The sequence below is a fragment of the Phaeovulum sp. W22_SRMD_FR3 genome, assembly GCF_052113705.1.
Classification (GTDB): domain Bacteria; phylum Pseudomonadota; class Alphaproteobacteria; order Rhodobacterales; family Rhodobacteraceae; genus JBGQOG01.
In genome coordinates, this window is record NZ_JBGQOG010000004.1 from 177358 (window position 1) to 194901 (window position 17544).

Here is a 17544-nt window from a genome sequence, read left to right on the forward strand (position 1 = left end):
TGATGAAAATGCCAAAATAAGTCTTTCTTGCGAAATATTGTTGCGAGGAGAGAATCGATGTCTGCCGAGACCCGCCCCTATCGTTCGGTGCTCTATATCCCCGGCTCGAAAGAGCGCGCGCTGGAGAAAGCGCAATCACTTCCGGCAGATGCGATCATTTTTGACCTCGAAGATGCGGTGGCCATCGAGGAAAAACCCGCCGCCCGGGCCTTGCTCGCGCAGACCCTGACGCAAGCGGACTATGGCGCGCGGGCGCGGATCGTGCGGATCAACGGGCTGGATAGTGCTTGGGGGCGGGATGATCTTGCTGCCTTTGCACAGGCGATTGCTGCGGGTGCCAAGGTGGATGCGATTCTGATTCCCAAAGTCTCTTCGCCCGCTGATCTGGATGCGGTGGCGGCGCTGATCCCAGATGTGCCACTCTGGGCGATGATGGAAACCGCGCTGGGGATGCTGAACGCCGCCGCGATCGCCGCACATCCGCGGCTGCAGGGCATGGTGATGGGCACCAATGATCTGGCGAAAGAACTGGGCAGCCGTTTCCGCCCCGACCGTCTGCCGATGCAGGCGGGGCTGGGGCTGTGTCTTCTGGCCGCACGGGCGCATGGGCTGATCATCGTCGATGGCGTCTATAATGCCTTCAGGGATGAGGCCGGGCTCTTGGCCGAATGCGAACAGGGCCGTGATCTGGGCTTTGACGGCAAAACCCTGATCCATCCGGCGCAGCTTGAGATTGCCAATGCCGCCTTCGCCCCCTCGGAGGCCGAGATTGATCTGGCCCGCCGCCAGATCGAGGCCTTTGATGCCGCGATGGCCGCCGGGCAGGGGGTGGCGGTTGTGGATGGCAAGATCGTGGAAAATCTGCATATCGTGACCGCGCGGCAAACCCTTGCAAAAGCAGAGGCGGTGGCCGCGATGCAAGCTAGCTGAGAGGCACGCCATGACCTTGTTACTTCTGGGGCTCTTGCTCTGGATCCTCGCGCATTTTTTCAAACGCCTGAATCCTTCCGCCCGCAAATCGATGGGCCAGCAGGGCCGGGCATTGGTCGCCGGGATGATCGCCGTTGGCGTCATCCTGATGATCATCGGCTATCGCAGCGCCGATTTCGTCTCGGTCTATGTGCCGCTGCCGGGGATGGGCCATCTGAACAACACACTGATGCTGATCTCGATCTATCTGTTCAGCGTCGGCGGCACCAAGGGGCTGCTCTATACCCGCCTGCGGCACCCGATGCTCTTGGGGATGATCCTCTGGGCGGTGGCGCATTTGCTGGTGAATGGCGATCTGGCCTCGCTGGTGCTCTTTGGCGGCCTGGGCCTCTGGGCCGTTGCGCAAATGCTGCTGATCAACCGCGCGGGCCCGTGGAAACGCCCGGTGGGCGGCCGCGGGATCAAGGGCGACGCGATGAGCCTTGCGGGCACGCTGATCCTGTTTGGTCTGATCGCCGCTGTGCACATCTGGCTGGGACACAATCCGTTTCTGGGGACCTATCCATGAAAATCTATCGTTTCCTGACCGAGGATGACACCTCGGCCTTTTGCCACAAGGTCTCGCTGGCTTTGTCCAAGGGCTGGGTGCTGTCGGGCGATCCGACCTATGCCTTTGATGCGGCGCGCGGCGTCATGCGCTGTGGTCAGGCGGTGACCAAGGAGATCACCGAGCATTACCACCCCGACATGAAGCTGGGAGAGCAGTGATGAAAACCAATCCGGGCCGGTTCTTTGAGGAATATCGTCTGGGCGAGACCATCGTCCATGCGGTGCCGCGCACGGTGTCGGGGGGCGAGCGGGCTTTGTACCACGCGCTCTACCCGGCCCGTGGCGCGCTCTATTCCTCGGATGAATTTGCCCGCGATTGTGGTCTGAGTGCGGCCCCGATCGACGATCTGGCCGCCTTTCATCTGGTGTTCGGCAAGACCGTGCCGGACATCAGCCTGAATGCCGTCGCCAATCTCGGCTATGCCGAAGGGCGCTGGCATCTGCCGGTGTTTGCGGGCGATACATTGCGGGCCGAAAGCACGGTGATCGGGCTGAAGGAAAACTCCAACGGCAAATCCGGGGTGGTCTATGTCCGCACCCGGGGGCTGAACCAGCGCGGTGAGGTGGTTTTGTCCTATGTCCGCTGGGTGATGGTACGCAAGGGCGACCTGAATGCGCCCGCCCCCGAACCCGTGGTGCCCGATCTGGTGCAAGTGGTGGCCGCTGCCGATCTGCCGATCCCGGCAGGGCTCGACTTCACCGGGTATGATTTCACGCTGGCGGGCGAGGCGCACCGCTGGGGCGACTATGCGGTTGGCGAGCAGATCGACCATGTCGACGGCGTCACCATCGAGGAGGCCGAGCATATGCTGGCCACCCGGCTCTGGCAAAACACCGCCAAAGTGCATTTCGACGCCACCTTCCGCGAGGATGGGCGGCGGCTGATTTACGGCGGCCATATCATCTCGATGGCGCGGGCGCTCTCGTTCAACGGGCTCGCCAATGCGCAGATGATCGTGGCGCTGAACGCGGGCGCCCATGCCAATCCCTGCTTTTCGGGCGATACGGTGAAGGCCTGGTCCGAAGTGCTCGACAAGGCCCCCACCGCCGCCCCCGGTGTCGGCGCGATCCGGTTGCGGACGGTGGCGGTCAAGCAAGGGGCCGCGCCCTTCGCGCTGAAAGAGGCGGGCGGGAAATATCTGCCCGAAGTGCTCCTTGATCTGGATTACTGGGCCTTGATGCCGCTCTGAGGGGGGCTCCCGCCCGATGGCCGGCCAGAAAAGCGGTGCGGCGACTCACTCCGGGAATGTTTGTGATCACAGTTTAAAATAATGTGATCACAAACGGCGCGTTTTCACCGCTGCACTGCGGAATTTTCCGGGGCATGGGCTGTCTTTGCGTGACTTGGTCAAAAAATCCGCTATCTAAGAACCGAAATCCAGCAAGCCCGGCCCGTTCGACCGGGCCCGCAAGCGACAGAGGGAACCCATTATGGCTGAAGTGAAACGGGTGGTCCGGCCCCTTTCCCCGCACCTCCAGATCTACCGCCCGCAGCTCACCTCGATCACCTCGATCCTGACCCGCATCACCGGCAACGGTTTGATCGTGGCGGTGATCCTGGCCGTCTGGTGGCTCCTCGCGGCGGCAACAGGCCCTGCCTATTTTGCCGTTGCCGATGGCTTTGTGCGCTCGTGGTTCGGCGATCTGATCTTCTTCTTCTCGCTGCTGGGCGTCTGGTACCACTACCTCGCCGGGCTGCGGCACCTCTATTTCGACGCGGGCAAGGGCCTCGACATCCCGACGGCTGAAAAGCTGGGCTGGGCGATCCTCATCGGGTCGGTCGTGCTGACCGTCCTCACCCTGATCATCATCTGAGGAGGCCCAGATGCGTTATATCACTGACCGCAAACGCGCCACCGGCAAGGGTTCGGCCCATACCGGCACCGAGCATCACTGGTTCATGCAGGTCTCGGCCGTTGGCCTGGCCTTTCTGGTGCCCACCTTCATCTACATCTTCGGCTCGGCGCTGGGCGGCAGCTATGAGGAGGTGGTCGCCACCTTCTCGCATCCGTTTCCGGCGATCCTGACCGGCCTCGTGATCTTTGTCGGCATGCGGCACTTTGCCAAAGGCGCGCAGATGATGATCGAGGATTACGCGAAGGGCACCACCCGCAAGGTGTTGGTGATCGGCGCGACTTCCATTTCCTACGCAGTGACGGCCACGGCGCTTTTCGCGCTGGTCAAGCTCGCATTGCACTGAAGGACTGACAGATGGCAACTTATGCATACGAGACGCATGAATATGACGTCGTGGTTGTGGGCGCCGGTGGTGCCGGTCTGCGCGCGACGCTGGGCATGGCCGAACAGGGCCTGCGCACGGCCTGCGTGACCAAGGTTTTCCCGACCCGCTCGCATACCGTGGCGGCACAGGGTGGCATCGCGGCGTCGCTGTCGAACATGGGGCCGGACAACTGGCAATGGCACATGTACGACACCGTCAAGGGCTCGGACTGGCTGGGCGATACGGATGCGATGGAATATCTCGTCCGCGAAGCGCCGAAAGCGGTCTATGAGCTTGAGCATTACGGCGTGCCGTTCTCGCGCACCGAAGAGGGCAAGATCTACCAGCGTCCCTTCGGCGGCCATACCACCGAATTTGGCGAAGGCCCCCCGGTGCAGCGCACCTGTGCGGCGGCGGATCGCACCGGCCATGCCATTCTGCACACGCTCTATGGCCAGTCGCTGAAGAACAACGCGGAATTCTTCATTGAATATTTCGCGCTCGACCTGATCATGACCGATGGCCGCTGCACCGGTGTTGTCGCCTGGAAACTCGACGACGGCACGATGCATGTGTTCAACGCCAAGATGGTCGTGCTGGCCACCGGCGGCTACGGGCGCGCCTATTTCTCGGCCACCTCGGCCCATACCTGCACCGGCGACGGTGGTGGCATGGTCGCCCGCGCCGGTCTGCCGCTGCAGGATATGGAATTCGTGCAATTCCACCCGACCGGCATCTATGGTTCGGGCTGCCTGATCACCGAAGGCGCGCGCGGCGAAGGCGGCTATCTGACCAACTCCGAGGGCGAGCGCTTTATGGAGCGTTATGCGCCGACCTATAAGGATCTGGCCAGCCGTGACGTGGTCTCGCGCTGCATGACGATGGAGATCCGTGAGGGTCGCGGCGTCGGCGAGCACAAGGATCACATCTTCCTGCATCTCAACCACCTGCCGCCGGAAACACTGCATGAACGTCTGCCGGGGATTTCGGAATCGGCGCGGATCTTTGCCGGGGTGGACCTGAACAAAGAGCCGATCCCGGTTCTGCCGACGGTGCACTATAATATGGGCGGCATTCCGACCAACTATTGGGGCGAAGTGCTGAACCCGACGCCGGGCAATCCGGATGCGATCTTCCCGGGCCTGATGGCCGTGGGCGAGGCCGGTTGCGCCTCGGTGCATGGGGCGAACCGTCTCGGCTCGAACTCGCTGATCGACCTTGTGGTCTTTGGCCGCGCGGCGGCGATCAAGGCGGCGGAAATCGTCGATCCGAAAGCGCGCCCGATGCCGGTCGACAAGACCGCTGTGGATGCGATCTTCAACCGCTTCGACACGTTGCGCTATGCCTCGGGCAGCCTGCCCACCGCCGAGCTGCGGCTTGAGATGCAGAAAACCATGCAGTCGGATGCGGCGGTGTTCCGCACCGACAAGACGCTGGCCGAAGGCGTTGAGAAGATGACCGCCGTGGCGGGCAAGATGTCGGACATCAAGGTCACTGACCGCAGCCTGGTCTGGAACTCGGATCTGATGGAAACGCTTGAGCTGACCAACCTGATGCCGAACGCGCTTGCCACCATCGTGGCGGCCGAGGCGCGCAAGGAATCCCGTGGCGCGCATGCGCATGAGGATTATCCGGACCGCGACGACATCAACTGGCGGGTGCACTCGCTGGCGCATGTCGAGGGCACCAAGGTGACGCTCTCGTCGCGTCCGGTGCATCTCGACCCGCTGACGCCGATGGATCAGGGCGGCATCGATCTGAAAAAGATCGCGCCCAAGGCCCGCGTCTACTGATGCGCTTTGGCCCGGCATATGGGGCTGTGCTGCTGGCGGCTGTGGCCGCCTGCGGCCCGGTGCCGGTCGAACGGGCCGAGGACATGTGTTTCCGGCAGGCCGAGCTCGCGCTGCGTCCGCGTGGCGAGGTCGCGCTGGGGGCCAACAGCGCCGGGCAAAAGGGCGGCAGCCTGAAGCTCGAAATCAGTTCCGACTATATCCAGGGTCGTGACCCCTCCGAGGTTTACAACTCCTGCGTCTACAATCGTTCCGGCCAGCTTCCGACGCGGCCGCTCTATTCCCGCACTGACTGGAAGGGATGACCCATGGTTCAGTTCACGCTCCCCAAGAACTCGAAAATCCGCGTCGGCAAGACCTGGCCGAAGCCGGAAGGCAAGAACATCCGCAAGTTCCGCATCTACCGCTGGGACCCGGAAACCGGTGAGAACCCGCGGGTCGACACCTATTTCCTCGACATGGACAAATGCGGTCCGATGATCCTGGATGCGCTGATCAAGATCAAGAACGAGGTCGACCCGACCCTGACCTTCCGCCGCTCCTGCCGCGAAGGCATCTGTGGCTCCTGTGCGATGAACATCGACGGGATCAACACCCTGGCTTGTATCTATGGTCTCGACGAGGTGAAGGGCGATGTGAAGATCTATCCGCTGCCGCATATGCCGGTGGTGAAAGACCTGATCCCCGACCTGAACCACTTCTACGCCCAGCACGCCTCGATCATGCCCTGGCTGGAAACCAAGACCAACAAGCCCGCGAAAGAATGGCGCCAGTCGATCGACGACCGCAAGAAACTCGACGGTCTCTATGAATGCGTGATGTGCGCCTGCTGCTCGACCTCCTGCCCGAGCTACTGGTGGAACTCGGACCGCTACCTCGGGCCGGCAGCCCTGCTGCACGCCTATCGCTGGATCATCGACAGCCGCGATGAGGCGACGGGCGAGCGTCTGGACGATCTGGAAGATCCGTTCAAACTCTACCGCTGCCACACGATCATGAACTGCGCCAAGACCTGCCCGAAAGGCCTGAACCCGGCCAAGGCTATCGCAGAAGTGAAGAAAATGATGGTCGAACGGGTCGTCTGATCGTCCCGCTCAACCGTTGGAATGGCGCGCCCCACCGGCGCGCCATTTGCATTTCAAGGATGCCGCCCATGCCGCTCTTGTTGCTGATCATCCCCGCCATCTTCATCTACATGTGGCTGAGCCGCCGCAACTCGACCCTGACCCGCACCTGCCGCTGGCGCGAGGATCGCGCGGCGGCGGGCGAGGGGATGGGCTGGCGCTGTGCCGCCTGCGGGGCCGAGATGCGGCTGGCGCCCGGCAAAACCCCGCGCGACTGTTTGCGCGGAAGTGTTCCGGCGGCGGATTGATCTTGCTGCGTTGCAGCGGGTGCATGTCGCAGTTGCAGCATTGTGGGTGGTTGCGGGGGTGTCAGGGGCGTAACAGGGCCGGGACAAATCTTTTGCAAGGTGACCCCGATGTCCAACCTCAAATCCGCCCCGACCGCCGCCCAGATCGCCGCCGATGCCGTTCTGGCCTATTACCAGCCCGAAGCGCTGGTGGCCAAAGCCGCGAACATGCCCGTCAAATCCGCGGCCAAAGTGGCCGAGGTCGCACCGCTCGATCAGATGTTTGCCTATTACTCGGCCGCCTGAGCGCCTGAACTATTCTATGCGCTAGGCTCTGGCCCCCTTTGGGGCCATACCTCGGTGGGCGGGTGAGGTCCCTGTTGACGGGGGGCCGCCCCGCGCCGCAGTCTGCTGGGACATCTGTCCCGGAGCCGCGATGAAACTCTCTCACCCCGATCATGCTGCCCCCGCCGATGCCGCCGCGCGTCAGGCCGTTACGCCCGTTGTCTGCTACCCGCCCGAGACGCTGCCGCGGCCTGATCTGGCGGCCCTCCGCGCCGCGCGCGAAGGCTGGCAGAAGACCGCTGAGGTTCTGGTGCCCGCGCGCGATGCCGCCTGCTTCACCGTGCCCGCCGGACATTTCTTCCGCATCACCTCGGTCGAGGGGCCGCAGGTGGGCGATCTGAACCTATGGAACGCCGCCGACCTGTCCGAGCGGTTCTATTCCGGCAAAACCCGCGCGCTGCATGGCACGCATCTGTCGACCGGCGACCGGATGTGGTCCGCCTTTCCGCATCTGCGTCCGCTGGCGACGATCAGCGATGACAGTCTGGACTGGTACGGGTTCGACGCTTTCGGCGGTTCGGTGCATGATGTGATCGGCACCCGCTGCGACCCATATACCCACAATCTGCTGAAGGGCGGCCAGTATCACCACTGTTGCCATTCCAACCTGACCCGGGCGCTGGCCGATGCCCGTGGGCTGAGCCTGCGCGAGGCAGAGCGGCATGTGCATGATGTGCTCAATGTCTTCATGTGCACCGGCTTTCTGCGCGAAACGGGGCAGTATTTCATGAAGGCAAGCCCGGTGCGGCCCGGTGATTACCTTGAATTCTTCGCGGAAGTCGACCTCTTGGGCGCGCTCTCTGCCTGTCCGGGCGGCGATTGCTCGGCCGAGCATTCCTCGGATGCCGCCGCCTGTTATCCGCTGCTGGTGGAGGTCTTCGCGCCGCAGAACCCGCCGCAGCGTTGGCAGCCGCCCGCCGCCAATGGCTATGACGGCAGCCACGGTCGCTAGCTCAGGCGTCTTCTTCGCTGGGGTCTGACAGTTCCGCATCGAGGAAACGCTCGAACGCATCGAGATCGACCGGGTCGAACTGCCCAAAGCCCTGCATCCAGACGGTGGCTGCCCGCATCGCATCCGGCTCAAGCTTGCACCATTTCACCCGGCCGCGCTTTTCCTGCGTGATCAGCCCGGCCTCGGCCAGCAGGATCAGGTGCTTGGAAATCGCGGCCAGCGACATGTGGAACGGCTCGGCCACATCGGTCACCGCCATGTCATCCTCAAGCAGCATCGACAGGATCGCCCGCCGCGTCGGATCGGCGAGGGCGGCAAATATGCGGTCAAGATCGGGGGCGGGGCGGGCGCTCATCCGCTATCTCTGCGGCAGGGGGCGCAAATCGTCAACCATCGGGTTGAATATGCATTTGCAGCATGAATCCGGGCCCAAAGCCCCGGGTTGCGCCGTGCTGCGAATCCCGTGATGAGGATTATGTTGCCTTTTCAATGGGCTACGAGTGCGTTCATCGCCTGTAAACCCGGTTGACTCACGCGGCCGTGACGACTAGTTAACCCCCAGACGCAACCGGGGGTGGCCCATGTCCTCTGAACCCTCTGACGATGATGCGAAAAAGCTGTCTCAGCTGGAAACGCGCATCGCAGAAGCAAAGAAGGCGCTGGAGCCCAAAGCGCGCGCGGACGAGCATTTCAGTCAGGCGAATCTGGCCTGGCGCATGGTGATCGAACTGGTATCGGGCCTGGGGATCGGGTTTGGCATCGGATATGGGGCGGATGTTGTCTTTGGCACGCTGCCGATATTCCTGGTGGTCTTCACGTTCCTTGGATTGGCCGCAGGCGTGCGCGTGATGATGCGCACCGCGGCTGAGGTGGGTGCCGGCGAGGTCGCCAAGGGTAAGACGGCGGATGACACCGCATCGCGAGAGGGATGACAGACGTGGCAACGGAAGCACATGAAGGTGGCCTGACTTTCCACCCGATGGACCAGTTCATCGTGAAGCCCCTCTTCGGAGAGGGTCCGATCCATTGGTACACGCCCACCAACGCCACCTTGTGGATGGCGCTGGCGGTGCTGGCCATCGTGCTGGTGCTGGTCGTCGGTACCCGCGGCCGTGCCGTGGTCCCGAGCCGTGCGCAATCGGTGGCCGAGCTGACCTTTGGTCTGATCCATAAGATGGTTGAGGATGTTTCCGGCAAAGAAGGCCTGAAATACTTCCCCTATGTGATGACCCTGTTCTGCTTCATCGTCTTCTCGAACTTCCTCGGGCTGATCCCGATGTCGTTCTCGACCACCTCGCATATCGCGGTGACCTTCATTCTGGCGCTGTCGGTCTTCCTTGGTGTGACCATTCTTGGTCTCGTCAAGCACGGCACGCATTTCCTCGGCCTGTTCTGGGTGACGTCGGCGCCGCTGGCGATCCGCCCGGTTCTGGCGGTGATCGAACTGATCTCGTATTTCGTTCGCCCCGTCTCGCACAGCATTCGTCTTGCGGGCAACGTCATGGCCGGTCACGCCGTGCTGAAAGTATTCGCGGGCTTTGCGGCAATCGCTGCCATCGCCCCGGTGTCGATCATCGCCATCGCGGCGATGTACGGTCTGGAAGTCCTCGTGGCGCTGATCCAGGCCTATGTGTTCACCATCCTGACTTGCGTCTACCTCAAAGACGCGCTGCACCCGGCGCACTGACGCTCCGGACTGCATAATCCTATCCAACCTTTCCAAGCCTCAAGGAGCACCATCATGGAAGGCATCGCACAACTCGGTCAATACCTCGGCGCGGGCCTGGCCTGCATCGGCATGGCCGGCGCCGCCATCGGCGTGGGCAATGTGGCCGGCAACTACCTGTCGGGCGCGCTGCGCAACCCGTCGGCTGCCGCTTCGCAAACCGCCACGCTGTTCATCGGCATGGCATTCGCCGAAGCACTGGGCATCTTCTCGTTCCTGGTTGCTCTGCTGCTCTTGTTCGCAGTCTGATCCCTTTATCGCATCCTTGCGGTCGGATGGGCCCCCTGATGGGCCCATCCGGTTATTTGAAGGGTCCAGGGGGACGACATGGCAACTGAAACGCACGAAGCGGTAGCAGATATGGCCCATGCGGCCGGTCATACCGCTGAAAAAGCGGGTATGCCGCAGCTGGATTTCTCGACGTTCCCGAACCAGATCTTCTGGCTCGTGATCACGTTGGTGGTGATCTACTGGGTGCTCTCGCGCATCGCGCTGCCGCGGATTGGTGCGGTTCTGGCGGATCGCCAGGGAACCATCAGCGGTGATCTGAGCGCGGCGGAAGAATTGAAGATGAAGGCGAAAGAAGCCGAGGCTGCCTATCAGGCCGCTCTGGTGGAAGCGCGTTCGGAAGCGAACAAGATCGTGACGGCCGCCAAGGCCGAGATCAAGGCCGAGCTGGATGCCTCCATCGCGCAAGCGGATGCGGGGATCGCGGCAAAGGCAGCGGAATCGGAAGCCCGGATCAATGAGATCCGCGCCGGTGCTCTGGCAGCTGTGGAAGCAGTGGCCAAAGATACCGCGGCCGAGATTGTCGCGGCATTCGGCGGTGCTGTCGATCCGGCAGCGGTGTCCGAGGCCGTCTCCGCACGGCTGAAGGGGTGATGGTATGAAAAAACTTTCCGGTCTTCTCATCCTCGCCGCCACGCCGGCATTTGCCGCCGGGGATGTTGCGTTCTTCTCGCTGCGCAACACCAACCTCATCGTGCTGCTGGCCTTTCTGCTGTTCATTGGCGTGCTGGTCTATTTCAAAGTGCCGACGCTGATCGGCGCTTTGCTGGACAAACGCGCCGCGGGCATCAAGTCGGATCTCGACGAAGCGCGGGCTCTGCACGAAGAAGCCAAGACGCTGCTGGCCTCGTATGAGCGCAAATCGCGCGAAGTGCGGGATCTGGCGGATCAGATCGTCACCTCGGCCAAGCGCGATGCGCAGGCTGCGGCCGATCAGGCAAAGGTCGATCTGGCCAGCACCATCGCCCGTCGGGTGAAGGCTGCGGAAGAGCAGATCGCCTCGGCCGAGGCTGGCGCTCTGCGTCAGGTCAAGGACCGTGCGGTCACCATCGCGGTGGCGGCGGCATCGGAACTCCTGCGCAAGCAGCTGAGCGCCGATGACAAAGCCAAGCTGATGGATGCCTCGATCACCGAGGTCGAGACCCGTCTGCACTGAGCGGCACGACCAAGATTGAAAAACCCGGCCATCGTGCCGGGTTTTTTTATGTCTGGAGACCGGCCTGCGGGGCGGGGCTCAGGGCCGCTCGGTCTCATGCCGCAGGCGCAGCTGCGCGATCGCCTCGTGCCGTTCGGCTTTCTCCTGTTCGGCGAGCACCAGTTGCACGAAATCCATATGCCCCTGCACCGCCGCCCGCGCGCCCTCGGAATCGCGGGCCTGCAGCGCCGCGTTGATCGCCCGGTGCTGTTCCAGCAGCGTGTCGCGGGTGGAGCGCTGCCGAAACATGATCGAGCGGTTGTAAAACACCCCCTCACGCAGCAATTCAAACATCGCCCGCATCATGTGCAGCATCACCACATTATGGCTGGCTTCGATGATCGCCATGTGAAATTCGGCATCGAGGCCCGCCTCATCGGCCGGATTGCGCTTGGGATGCGCGGCCTCCATCCGGGTGAAGATCGACTGGATCACCGCAAGATCGGTGTCGGAGGCCAGGCGCGCCGCACGGTCGGCGGCCAGCCCCTCCAGATCGCGCCGGAAGGAGAGATAATCGGTCACCGCCTCACTATGGCTGGCGAAAAGCCGGATCAGCGCGGGCGAAAATGCCGAGCCCAGAACATCGGCCACGAAAATTCCTGCCCCGGCACGGGTCACCAGGAGCCCGGCCTCCTGCAACTCCGCCACCGCATCGCGCAGCGAGGGGCGCGAGACGCCCAGCCGCTCCGACAGCTCGCGCTCCGAGGGCAGCCGTTCGCCGGGCCGCAGGATGCCCTGCAGGATCAGCCCTTCAATCTGCCGCACCACGGCAGCAGAGAGTTTTTCGGCCTCGATGGTTTGAAACGGCATGGATCCCTCCCGGATGTGGTCAGAATCTATGACCGCTTGTGGCGGGACGCAATGGGGCACCGCAGCAGCGCTGCCGCAAAAGCCTGACCCCAAACACAGGCTGGTCCTGCACAAAGGCCCGCCCCTGAATAGGCCCGCCTCACAACAGGTCCGCCATGCAAAAGGCCGGCCCCGAAGGACCGGCCTTTATCGTCGCGGATCGTCCCGGCTCAGTTGGTCGGAACGATGATGAATTCCACGCGGCGGTTTTGCGCGCGGCCTTCCGGGGTGTAGTTCGAGGCGATCGGTTGATCCTCGCCACGGCCATAGGCCTGCACACGGCTCGAGGGAACACCGGCGCTGATCAGCACCGAGGCCACCGAATTCGCGCGCTGTTGCGACAGGCGCTGGTTGTAATCCGCCGCGCCGGTGTTGTCGGTGTGGCCGACCACTTGCACGCGGGTGTTCGGATAGCGGTTCAGGCTGCCCGCCAGCGTGTAGATGTCGCCCTGCAGATCCGGGCGCAGGGTGGCGCTGTCGGTGGCAAAGAGCACGTCTTGCGGCATGGTCACCACCAGCTGATTGCCGTTGTTGACGATGCTGACACCGTTCGAGCCGATGTCGCGCTGCAGCTCGGCTGCCTGTTTGTCCAGCTGGCTGCCGATCAGGCCGCCAACACCGGCGCCGATGGCGGCACCCACTGCGGCTTTGGCCAGTTTGTCATCGCCCTTGCGGGTGCCGCCCAGCAGGCCGCCGATGATCGCCCCGGTCACGGCGCCGCTTTGCGCCCGGCTTTGCGTCGGCGCGGAGGATTGGTAGCCGCCGGAAGTGTCGGTACAGGCGCTGAGCGCGAACAGTCCCGCCGTCGCCAGCATCAGGGTGGTTTTGGTTTTCATATTGCCGCCTCATTCGTTGCGTCCCGCAATGGAACGCGCTCCTTATACCAAAGGTTCCCGGGGAGGCGCCATTGTTGCCGCAGGGCGGGCAATATTCCGCGCATCACTTCACCGAGAGGGCGGCAGCGCCCCGGGGCGATCGGGATCACGAAGGGCAGGGTTCAGGCGGCAGCCACCATCTGCCGGGATTTGGTTTCCTTGGAGAACATCGCCACTTCCCAGCTTTCCAACCAGCTGCGGGCCGGGTCGCGGTGCTTGCCTGCCAGTTTAGCGGCCAGGCGCCGCCGCGCGCTGTCGGGCAGAAGCGCGGTGTAGTCGGGCGTCGCGCGCAGGGTTTCCACCCAGAGCCCTTCGGCCAGCACCACCTCCTGTTCGGCGAACAGCATATGGTAGAGCACCTGCCGTCCGGCATGGGGCGCGGGCGCGGCCGTGTCGCCGGGGCGCACCACCTGATCGGCACGGGCGAACATCTCATTGTCGCCAAACCACAGCTGCAGTTCCGGCGCGGCCAGCAACAGCCCATGCCCCCGTGTGAGGGTCAAAGGGCGCTGCGGCAGGGCCGGGCCGAAGCAATCGGCCTGCAAGGTCAGCGGGCGGGCAGAGGGCGGGCAAAGCCGCCCGAGCGCCACCTGACCCACCCACAAGAGCGGCTGATAGCCATTGTCGCGCGTCAGCACCTTGTCGCCGGGGCGCAGCCAGTCAATAGGTTGCTCGCCTTCGTCGGTGGCGATGGAGCTGCCTGCACCCAGGCAGGGCAGGGCCGCGATTTCTTCAGGACGCGCGCGCACGAAGACCTCGGAGGCCGGCATCTCCTCCTCATAGGTCATCCCCGGTTCCAGAGGTTCCGAGGCCATCAACAAACGCACCGTGCCGCCGATTTCGATCCGGTCGAGACGGAGGCTGCCGCCGCGCGGACGGTTCAGAAAGATGGGCGCATCTGCCGTCATCGTGCCCCGGGCCAGCGCGTTGCCGCGCGCGTCGCGCAGGATCACATCTGTGGGGTCGTGCCGCTCGGGGCGGCGAAACACGCCGCTGCGCCGCCGCTCCTGCCCGGTGTCGATGTGCAAAAGCATGGTGGTGGCATCAAAGCTCGGCACCAGCGTCCAGCAGCCATGTACATCATCATGGATCAACGATTCGGGGGGGTATCCGAAATCCATTGCCTGCTTCCTCTCTCGCCTGCGCATCGGGCCATGGCGCATCATCCCGAAACCGGGCAAATGATCTGTTAACAGCCCCCCGCCATTTCATTCAATTTGCGTCGAATTTTGCCCGGTGGGCGCTGCGGACTTGCCCGGAACCGGGTGGCAGGGCATACGGTTTTGATGACACGCCAATTGCCCTACGCCCAGATGCACGAGATCTTTTCCCGCTTCGCCGCGCTTGAGCCGGAGCCGAAGGGGGAGTTGGAGCATGTGAATGCCTATACGCTGCTGGTCGCGGTGGCGCTCTCGGCGCAGGCGACGGATGCGGGGGTGAACAAGGCCACGCGCGGGTTGTTTCCCATCGCGGATACGCCGCAAAAAATGCTCGACCTCGGGCTGGAGGGGCTGACCGAGAAGATCAAGACCATCGGCCTGTTCCGGCAAAAGGCGAAGAACGTGATTCGCATGTCCGAGATCCTGGTGGCCGAGTATGGCGGCCAGGTGCCATCATCCCGCGCGGCGCTGCAAAGCCTGCCGGGGGTGGGGCGCAAGACCGCCAATGTGGTCCTGAACATGTGGTTTCACCTGCCCGCCCAGGCCGTGGACACGCATATCTTCCGGCTCGGCAACCGCTCGGGCATTTGCCCCGGCCGCGATGTCGAGGCGGTCGAGCGCGCCATTGAAGACCATATTCCCGCCGAGTTTCAACAGCATGCGCATCACTGGATGATCCTGCATGGCCGCTATATCTGCGTCGCGCGCAAACCCAAATGCGCCGTCTGCCCCATCAAAGACATCTGCCTATTCGAGGAGAAAACCGCGTGAAAAAATATCAGGTTGTCGGCATCGGCAATGCGATTGTCGACGTTCTGAGCCAGTGCGACGATGATTTTCTCGATCTGATGGGGATCGAAAAGGGCATCATGCAGCTGGTCGAGCGCGAGCGGGGCGAATTGCTCTATGGCGCGATGAAGGAGCGCACGCAGGCGCCCGGCGGCTCGGTTGGCAATACGATCGCGGGTCTGGGCAACCTCGGCCTGACCTCGGCTTTCATCGGCCGGGTGCGCGATGATGCCCTGGGCCGGTTTTATGCCAAATCGCTGACGCTGGAGGGGACCGATTTCCCCAACCCGCCGGTGGCGGGGGCGGAGCTGCCCACTTCGCGCAGCATGATCTTCGTCTCGGCGGATGGCGAGCGCTCGATGAATACCTATCTGGGGATCAGCGCCGATCTGGGACCGGAAGATGTTGCAGATGATGTGGCTGGCAGCACCGAATACCTGTTTTTGGAGGGCTATTTGTTCGATAAAGACAAGGGCAAGGAGGCCTTTCACAAGGCCGCAGCCGCCTGTCACAAGGGCGGCGGCAAGGCCGGGATCGCTTTGTCGGACCCGTTCTGCGTGGACCGCCACCGCACCGACTTCCGCCGTCTCGTGCGTGACGAGATGGATTACGTGATCGGCAATCAGCACGAATATGAGGCCCTCTATCAGACCGGGCTTGAGGAGGCGCTGAAGCAGGCGGCCGCCGAATGCAGCACGGTGGTCTGCACCCGATCGGGCGCGGATGTGGTGCTGATCCGCGGCACCGAGCGGGTTGAGGTGCCGGTGCACCGTGTGGTGCCGGTGGATGCCACCGGCGCGGGCGACCAGTTCGCGGCAGGTTTCCTCTATGGCGTGGCCACGGGGCAGACGCTCGCGGTGGCGGGCCGCATGGGCTGCATCGCGGCGGCCGAAGTCATCAGCCATTTCGGCGCCCGCCCCGAGGTGGACGTGAAGGCGCTGTTCCGCGGTCAGGGCCTCATCTGAGCCCGCCACGGCGCGGGCCAAGATGCGACAGCATTCCGCCGAAGGCTTGGAAGTCAAAAGGGCCCGCAGGCAGAGGCTGCGGGCCCTTTTACATGTGACGTAGGCCGCGGAGTGGGGGCACCCCGCGACCTTTCCCGGCCTGCCTTTGGTCTGACGCCTGCTGCTACCGCGCGCCGGACCTTTGGCACTTCGCCCTGTAACGAAAAGCCGGAAATTCTCTTAGATCAAAATCTTGGAACTCTCTTGCCGGTCATGGACCGACAGCGGTGCCTTCAATATATCGCACCGGTTACTGCTCAATCGGGCGCTTGCGGTGCCCATCATCTGCGCAGGGTCACCCCGGGGGCGCAGGTTCCCAAAGCATCGGAAAGCTGCCTCTGCGTGGGGGCGGGGGTGGTCCAGCGTTGGACTCAGTTCACCGTGTCAGTGAGGGGCGGTCAATAAACCCGGTGACGGAGGGCATAAACCATCGGCATAAAAGCTGTGGTTTTGTCGGACAGCGTCCGCGCGGCAGGCCCGATACCGCTTCCGACGAGGCGCTGCGCGATGCGAAAAGGGCGCCCCGTGCGAAGGGCGCCCAAAGAGCCGAAACCTTGAGCCTCTGGCCGCTGTCCTTGGCCGCTTTAGTTGCCCAATTTGGCATGCACCTCGTCAAGGTCAACGTCGCGCAGGGGCATCTTGTTGTCGGGGTTGTCGAAATCATACTGGAAGAGCTGGAAGTCCTTCTTGTAGATCTCCCAGATCAGATGCCGCGACAGATCGTCGAAATATTCGCTGACCTTGTGCAGGCGCTTGGGCCCGTGGCCCTCGCTTTCGTTGAACTTCGGAATCGCATTCAGATCGACCGGCACCTTGGTCTCGACCGCGTCCAGAACCGATTGCATCCCCTCATTGAATTTCTCGGTGAAGAAGATGTTGTCGTAACGCCCGCCGTTGACGATGAAGGTCGAGATATGCCCCGACATGGCCGACCAGTGAATGTCCGGCTCCATCGGGCGGCGCCAGCGGATGGTGTCGCGGGTGAACAGCAAAAACCGGCGGAAGCTCTTGATCTGGTCGAATTCAAAGCCGTTCTCGGGGCTGCCAACCTCGATCCCGTATTTCTGGATCAGCTGCGGCACCAGATTGCCGCGATAGCGTTTGCCATTGCGCTGGATGCCACAGATCTTGTCGAAAAACGACGACAGGATGCGGGCATAGGGATTGCGCACGCAGGTGAAGGAGTAGGATTTATGCGCCTGCACATTGCGCTCGATGGGCTTCTGGCTCGCCTCCATCGACCATTTGTGCATCCCGTCATTCGCATCATGGATGTCGCCGTCGAAAAAGCGGCCCTGATCCGAGAAATACATGATCTGCCCGATGGACGAGCAGGCACATTTGGGGACAACACGGTAGACCATGCTCTCGCTTTGCGTCATCCAGGTGCCGGGAAAGCCCATGTATTTTCATCCTCTGACTGCCTGCCCGCCGGTTTGGCCGGGCAGACTTAATATTTA

Annotated in this window: 24 protein-coding genes; 19 read left to right on the forward strand and 5 right to left on the reverse strand. The window is 63.0% G+C overall.

Annotation, left to right across the window (positions count from 1 at the left end):
• The first annotated feature begins 57 nt into the window (after window positions 1-57).
• From ACEN2S_RS07075 to ACEN2S_RS07130, 12 genes are all read left to right on the forward strand, one after another.
• Window positions 58-930 (forward strand): HpcH/HpaI aldolase/citrate lyase family protein, encoded by an 873-nt coding sequence (locus ACEN2S_RS07075; protein WP_441864221.1) that lies wholly within the window; start codon window positions 58-60, stop codon window positions 928-930.
• Between the two features lie 10 nt (window positions 931-940).
• Window positions 941-1498 carry an NnrU family protein gene (locus ACEN2S_RS07080; RefSeq protein WP_441864223.1) on the forward strand — a complete coding sequence of 186 codons (558 nt, stop codon included), beginning with the start codon at window positions 941-943 and terminating at the stop codon, window positions 1496-1498.
• Window positions 1495-1698, forward strand: coding sequence for a DUF1737 domain-containing protein (locus ACEN2S_RS07085; RefSeq protein WP_441864225.1), 204 nt, complete (start codon window positions 1495-1497; stop codon window positions 1696-1698). The genes ACEN2S_RS07080 and ACEN2S_RS07085 overlap by 4 nt, the downstream gene beginning before the upstream one ends.
• Window positions 1698-2729: a MaoC family dehydratase gene (locus ACEN2S_RS07090; protein WP_441864228.1), complete on the forward strand. Its 1032-nt coding sequence runs from the start codon at window positions 1698-1700 to the stop codon at window positions 2727-2729. Before ACEN2S_RS07085 ends, ACEN2S_RS07090 begins: the two co-directional genes overlap by 1 nt.
• 241 nt (window positions 2730-2970) lie before the next feature.
• Window positions 2971-3354 (forward strand): succinate dehydrogenase, cytochrome b556 subunit, encoded by a 384-nt coding sequence (gene sdhC / locus ACEN2S_RS07095; protein ID WP_441864231.1) that lies wholly within the window; start codon window positions 2971-2973, stop codon window positions 3352-3354.
• A gap of 10 nt (window positions 3355-3364) precedes the next feature.
• Complete coding sequence (gene sdhD, locus ACEN2S_RS07100; RefSeq protein ID WP_441864233.1) at window positions 3365-3739, forward strand: succinate dehydrogenase, hydrophobic membrane anchor protein; 375 nt, start codon at window positions 3365-3367, stop codon at window positions 3737-3739.
• Window positions 3740-3750: 11 nt separating this feature from the next.
• Window positions 3751-5553 (forward strand): succinate dehydrogenase flavoprotein subunit, encoded by a 1803-nt coding sequence (sdhA, locus tag ACEN2S_RS07105; RefSeq protein WP_441864235.1) that lies wholly within the window; start codon window positions 3751-3753, stop codon window positions 5551-5553.
• A gap of 26 nt (window positions 5554-5579) precedes the next feature.
• A complete protein-coding gene (locus ACEN2S_RS07110) occupies window positions 5580-5855 on the forward strand; it encodes a hypothetical protein (protein ID WP_441864237.1) in 276 nt (91 codons plus the stop codon).
• Window positions 5856-5858: 3 nt separating this feature from the next.
• On the forward strand, window positions 5859-6635 hold the full coding sequence (locus ACEN2S_RS07115) for a succinate dehydrogenase iron-sulfur subunit (RefSeq protein ID WP_441864239.1): 777 nt from the start codon (window positions 5859-5861) through the stop codon (window positions 6633-6635).
• Between the two features lie 68 nt (window positions 6636-6703).
• On the forward strand, window positions 6704-6922 hold the full coding sequence (locus ACEN2S_RS07120; protein ID WP_441864241.1) for a hypothetical protein: 219 nt from the start codon (window positions 6704-6706) through the stop codon (window positions 6920-6922).
• 108 nt (window positions 6923-7030) lie between these two features.
• Window positions 7031-7207, forward strand: a complete 177-nt coding sequence (locus ACEN2S_RS07125) for a hypothetical protein (protein WP_441864243.1) — start codon at window positions 7031-7033, stop codon at window positions 7205-7207.
• A 130-nt stretch (window positions 7208-7337) separates the two neighbouring features.
• Entirely contained in the window at window positions 7338-8198 is an 861-nt protein-coding gene (locus tag ACEN2S_RS07130) for an urea carboxylase-associated family protein (protein WP_441864245.1), read from the forward strand.
• Window position 8199: 1 nt separating this feature from the next.
• On the opposite strand, the gene ACEN2S_RS07135 is transcribed toward ACEN2S_RS07130, so the two are convergent.
• Window positions 8200-8553, reverse strand: coding sequence for an ArsR/SmtB family transcription factor (locus ACEN2S_RS07135; RefSeq protein ID WP_441864247.1), 354 nt, complete (start codon window positions 8551-8553; stop codon window positions 8200-8202).
• Window positions 8554-8779: 226 nt separating this feature from the next.
• Here ACEN2S_RS07135 and ACEN2S_RS07140 point away from each other — a divergent pair, with 226 nt between their 5' ends.
• From ACEN2S_RS07140 to ACEN2S_RS07160, 5 genes are all read left to right on the forward strand, one after another.
• Window positions 8780-9130: an AtpZ/AtpI family protein gene (locus ACEN2S_RS07140; RefSeq protein WP_441864249.1), complete on the forward strand. Its 351-nt coding sequence runs from the start codon at window positions 8780-8782 to the stop codon at window positions 9128-9130.
• Window positions 9127-9885, forward strand: a complete 759-nt coding sequence (locus tag ACEN2S_RS07145; protein ID WP_441864251.1) for a F0F1 ATP synthase subunit A — start codon at window positions 9127-9129, stop codon at window positions 9883-9885. The genes ACEN2S_RS07140 and ACEN2S_RS07145 overlap by 4 nt, the downstream gene beginning before the upstream one ends.
• Window positions 9886-9939: 54 nt before the next feature.
• The gene (locus ACEN2S_RS07150) at window positions 9940-10173 is read left to right on the forward strand and encodes a F0F1 ATP synthase subunit C (protein WP_441864254.1); all 234 of its coding nucleotides are present in this window, start codon (window positions 9940-9942) and stop codon (window positions 10171-10173) included.
• Between the two features lie 78 nt (window positions 10174-10251).
• Window positions 10252-10806, forward strand: coding sequence for a F0F1 ATP synthase subunit B' (locus tag ACEN2S_RS07155; protein ID WP_441864256.1), 555 nt, complete (start codon window positions 10252-10254; stop codon window positions 10804-10806).
• Between the two features lie 4 nt (window positions 10807-10810).
• Window positions 10811-11368, forward strand: a complete 558-nt coding sequence (locus ACEN2S_RS07160) for a F0F1 ATP synthase subunit B (RefSeq protein WP_441864258.1) — start codon at window positions 10811-10813, stop codon at window positions 11366-11368.
• 78 nt (window positions 11369-11446) lie between these two features.
• Here the strand turns inward: ACEN2S_RS07160 and ACEN2S_RS07165 are convergent, their stop codons facing one another.
• The 3 genes from ACEN2S_RS07165 to ACEN2S_RS07175 form a co-directional block, all read right to left on the reverse strand.
• Entirely contained in the window at window positions 11447-12217 is a 771-nt protein-coding gene (locus ACEN2S_RS07165) for a FadR/GntR family transcriptional regulator (protein WP_441864260.1), read from the reverse strand.
• Between the two features lie 209 nt (window positions 12218-12426).
• On the reverse strand, window positions 12427-13092 hold the full coding sequence (locus ACEN2S_RS07170; RefSeq protein ID WP_441864262.1) for an OmpA family protein: 666 nt from the start codon (window positions 13090-13092) through the stop codon (window positions 12427-12429).
• A gap of 161 nt (window positions 13093-13253) precedes the next feature.
• Window positions 13254-14252: a Hint domain-containing protein gene (locus ACEN2S_RS07175; protein ID WP_441864265.1), complete on the reverse strand. Its 999-nt coding sequence runs from the start codon at window positions 14250-14252 to the stop codon at window positions 13254-13256.
• 165 nt (window positions 14253-14417) lie between these two features.
• Between ACEN2S_RS07175 and nth the strand changes: the two genes are divergently transcribed.
• Together nth and ACEN2S_RS07185 are read left to right on the forward strand one after the other, a co-directional pair.
• Window positions 14418-15062 (forward strand): endonuclease III, encoded by a 645-nt coding sequence (nth, locus tag ACEN2S_RS07180; protein ID WP_441864267.1) that lies wholly within the window; start codon window positions 14418-14420, stop codon window positions 15060-15062.
• The gene (locus ACEN2S_RS07185; protein WP_441864269.1) at window positions 15059-16045 is read left to right on the forward strand and encodes an adenosine kinase; all 987 of its coding nucleotides are present in this window, start codon (window positions 15059-15061) and stop codon (window positions 16043-16045) included. Before nth ends, ACEN2S_RS07185 begins: the two co-directional genes overlap by 4 nt.
• Window positions 16046-16668: 623 nt before the next feature.
• Here ACEN2S_RS07185 and ACEN2S_RS07190 read toward each other — a convergent pair.
• On the reverse strand, window positions 16669-17487 hold the full coding sequence (locus ACEN2S_RS07190) for a sulfotransferase family protein (RefSeq protein ID WP_441864271.1): 819 nt from the start codon (window positions 17485-17487) through the stop codon (window positions 16669-16671).
• Between the last annotated feature and the right edge of the window lie 57 nt (window positions 17488-17544).

What these genes read in the sequence shown, in the direction of transcription:
- ACEN2S_RS07075 (WP_441864221.1), top strand. Translation starts at nt 58, where the DNA reads ATGTCTGCCGAGACCCGCCCCTATCGTTCGGTGCTCTATATCCCCGGC.
- ACEN2S_RS07080 (WP_441864223.1), top strand. Translation starts at nt 941, where the DNA reads ATGACCTTGTTACTTCTGGGGCTCTTGCTCTGGATCCTCGCGCATTTT.
- ACEN2S_RS07085 (WP_441864225.1), top strand. Translation starts at nt 1,495, where the DNA reads ATGAAAATCTATCGTTTCCTGACCGAGGATGACACCTCGGCCTTTTGC.
- ACEN2S_RS07090 (WP_441864228.1), top strand. Translation starts at nt 1,698, where the DNA reads ATGAAAACCAATCCGGGCCGGTTCTTTGAGGAATATCGTCTGGGCGAG.
- sdhC (WP_441864231.1), top strand. Translation starts at nt 2,971, where the DNA reads ATGGCTGAAGTGAAACGGGTGGTCCGGCCCCTTTCCCCGCACCTCCAG.
- sdhD (WP_441864233.1), top strand. Translation starts at nt 3,365, where the DNA reads ATGCGTTATATCACTGACCGCAAACGCGCCACCGGCAAGGGTTCGGCC.
- sdhA (WP_441864235.1), top strand. Translation starts at nt 3,751, where the DNA reads ATGGCAACTTATGCATACGAGACGCATGAATATGACGTCGTGGTTGTG.
- ACEN2S_RS07115 (WP_441864239.1), top strand. Translation starts at nt 5,859, where the DNA reads ATGGTTCAGTTCACGCTCCCCAAGAACTCGAAAATCCGCGTCGGCAAG.
- ACEN2S_RS07120 (WP_441864241.1), top strand. Translation starts at nt 6,704, where the DNA reads ATGCCGCTCTTGTTGCTGATCATCCCCGCCATCTTCATCTACATGTGG.
- ACEN2S_RS07125 (WP_441864243.1), top strand. Translation starts at nt 7,031, where the DNA reads ATGTCCAACCTCAAATCCGCCCCGACCGCCGCCCAGATCGCCGCCGAT.
- ACEN2S_RS07130 (WP_441864245.1), top strand. Translation starts at nt 7,338, where the DNA reads ATGAAACTCTCTCACCCCGATCATGCTGCCCCCGCCGATGCCGCCGCG.
- ACEN2S_RS07135 (WP_441864247.1), bottom strand. Translation starts at nt 8,553, where the DNA reads ATGAGCGCCCGCCCCGCCCCCGATCTTGACCGCATATTTGCCGCCCTC.
- ACEN2S_RS07140 (WP_441864249.1), top strand. Translation starts at nt 8,780, where the DNA reads ATGTCCTCTGAACCCTCTGACGATGATGCGAAAAAGCTGTCTCAGCTG.
- ACEN2S_RS07145 (WP_441864251.1), top strand. Translation starts at nt 9,127, where the DNA reads ATGACAGACGTGGCAACGGAAGCACATGAAGGTGGCCTGACTTTCCAC.
- ACEN2S_RS07150 (WP_441864254.1), top strand. Translation starts at nt 9,940, where the DNA reads ATGGAAGGCATCGCACAACTCGGTCAATACCTCGGCGCGGGCCTGGCC.
- ACEN2S_RS07155 (WP_441864256.1), top strand. Translation starts at nt 10,252, where the DNA reads ATGGCAACTGAAACGCACGAAGCGGTAGCAGATATGGCCCATGCGGCC.
- ACEN2S_RS07160 (WP_441864258.1), top strand. Translation starts at nt 10,811, where the DNA reads ATGAAAAAACTTTCCGGTCTTCTCATCCTCGCCGCCACGCCGGCATTT.
- ACEN2S_RS07165 (WP_441864260.1), bottom strand. Translation starts at nt 12,217, where the DNA reads ATGCCGTTTCAAACCATCGAGGCCGAAAAACTCTCTGCTGCCGTGGTG.
- ACEN2S_RS07170 (WP_441864262.1), bottom strand. Translation starts at nt 13,092, where the DNA reads ATGAAAACCAAAACCACCCTGATGCTGGCGACGGCGGGACTGTTCGCG.
- ACEN2S_RS07175 (WP_441864265.1), bottom strand. Translation starts at nt 14,252, where the DNA reads ATGGATTTCGGATACCCCCCCGAATCGTTGATCCATGATGATGTACAT.
- nth (WP_441864267.1), top strand. Translation starts at nt 14,418, where the DNA reads ATGACACGCCAATTGCCCTACGCCCAGATGCACGAGATCTTTTCCCGC.
- ACEN2S_RS07190 (WP_441864271.1), bottom strand. Translation starts at nt 17,487, where the DNA reads ATGGGCTTTCCCGGCACCTGGATGACGCAAAGCGAGAGCATGGTCTAC.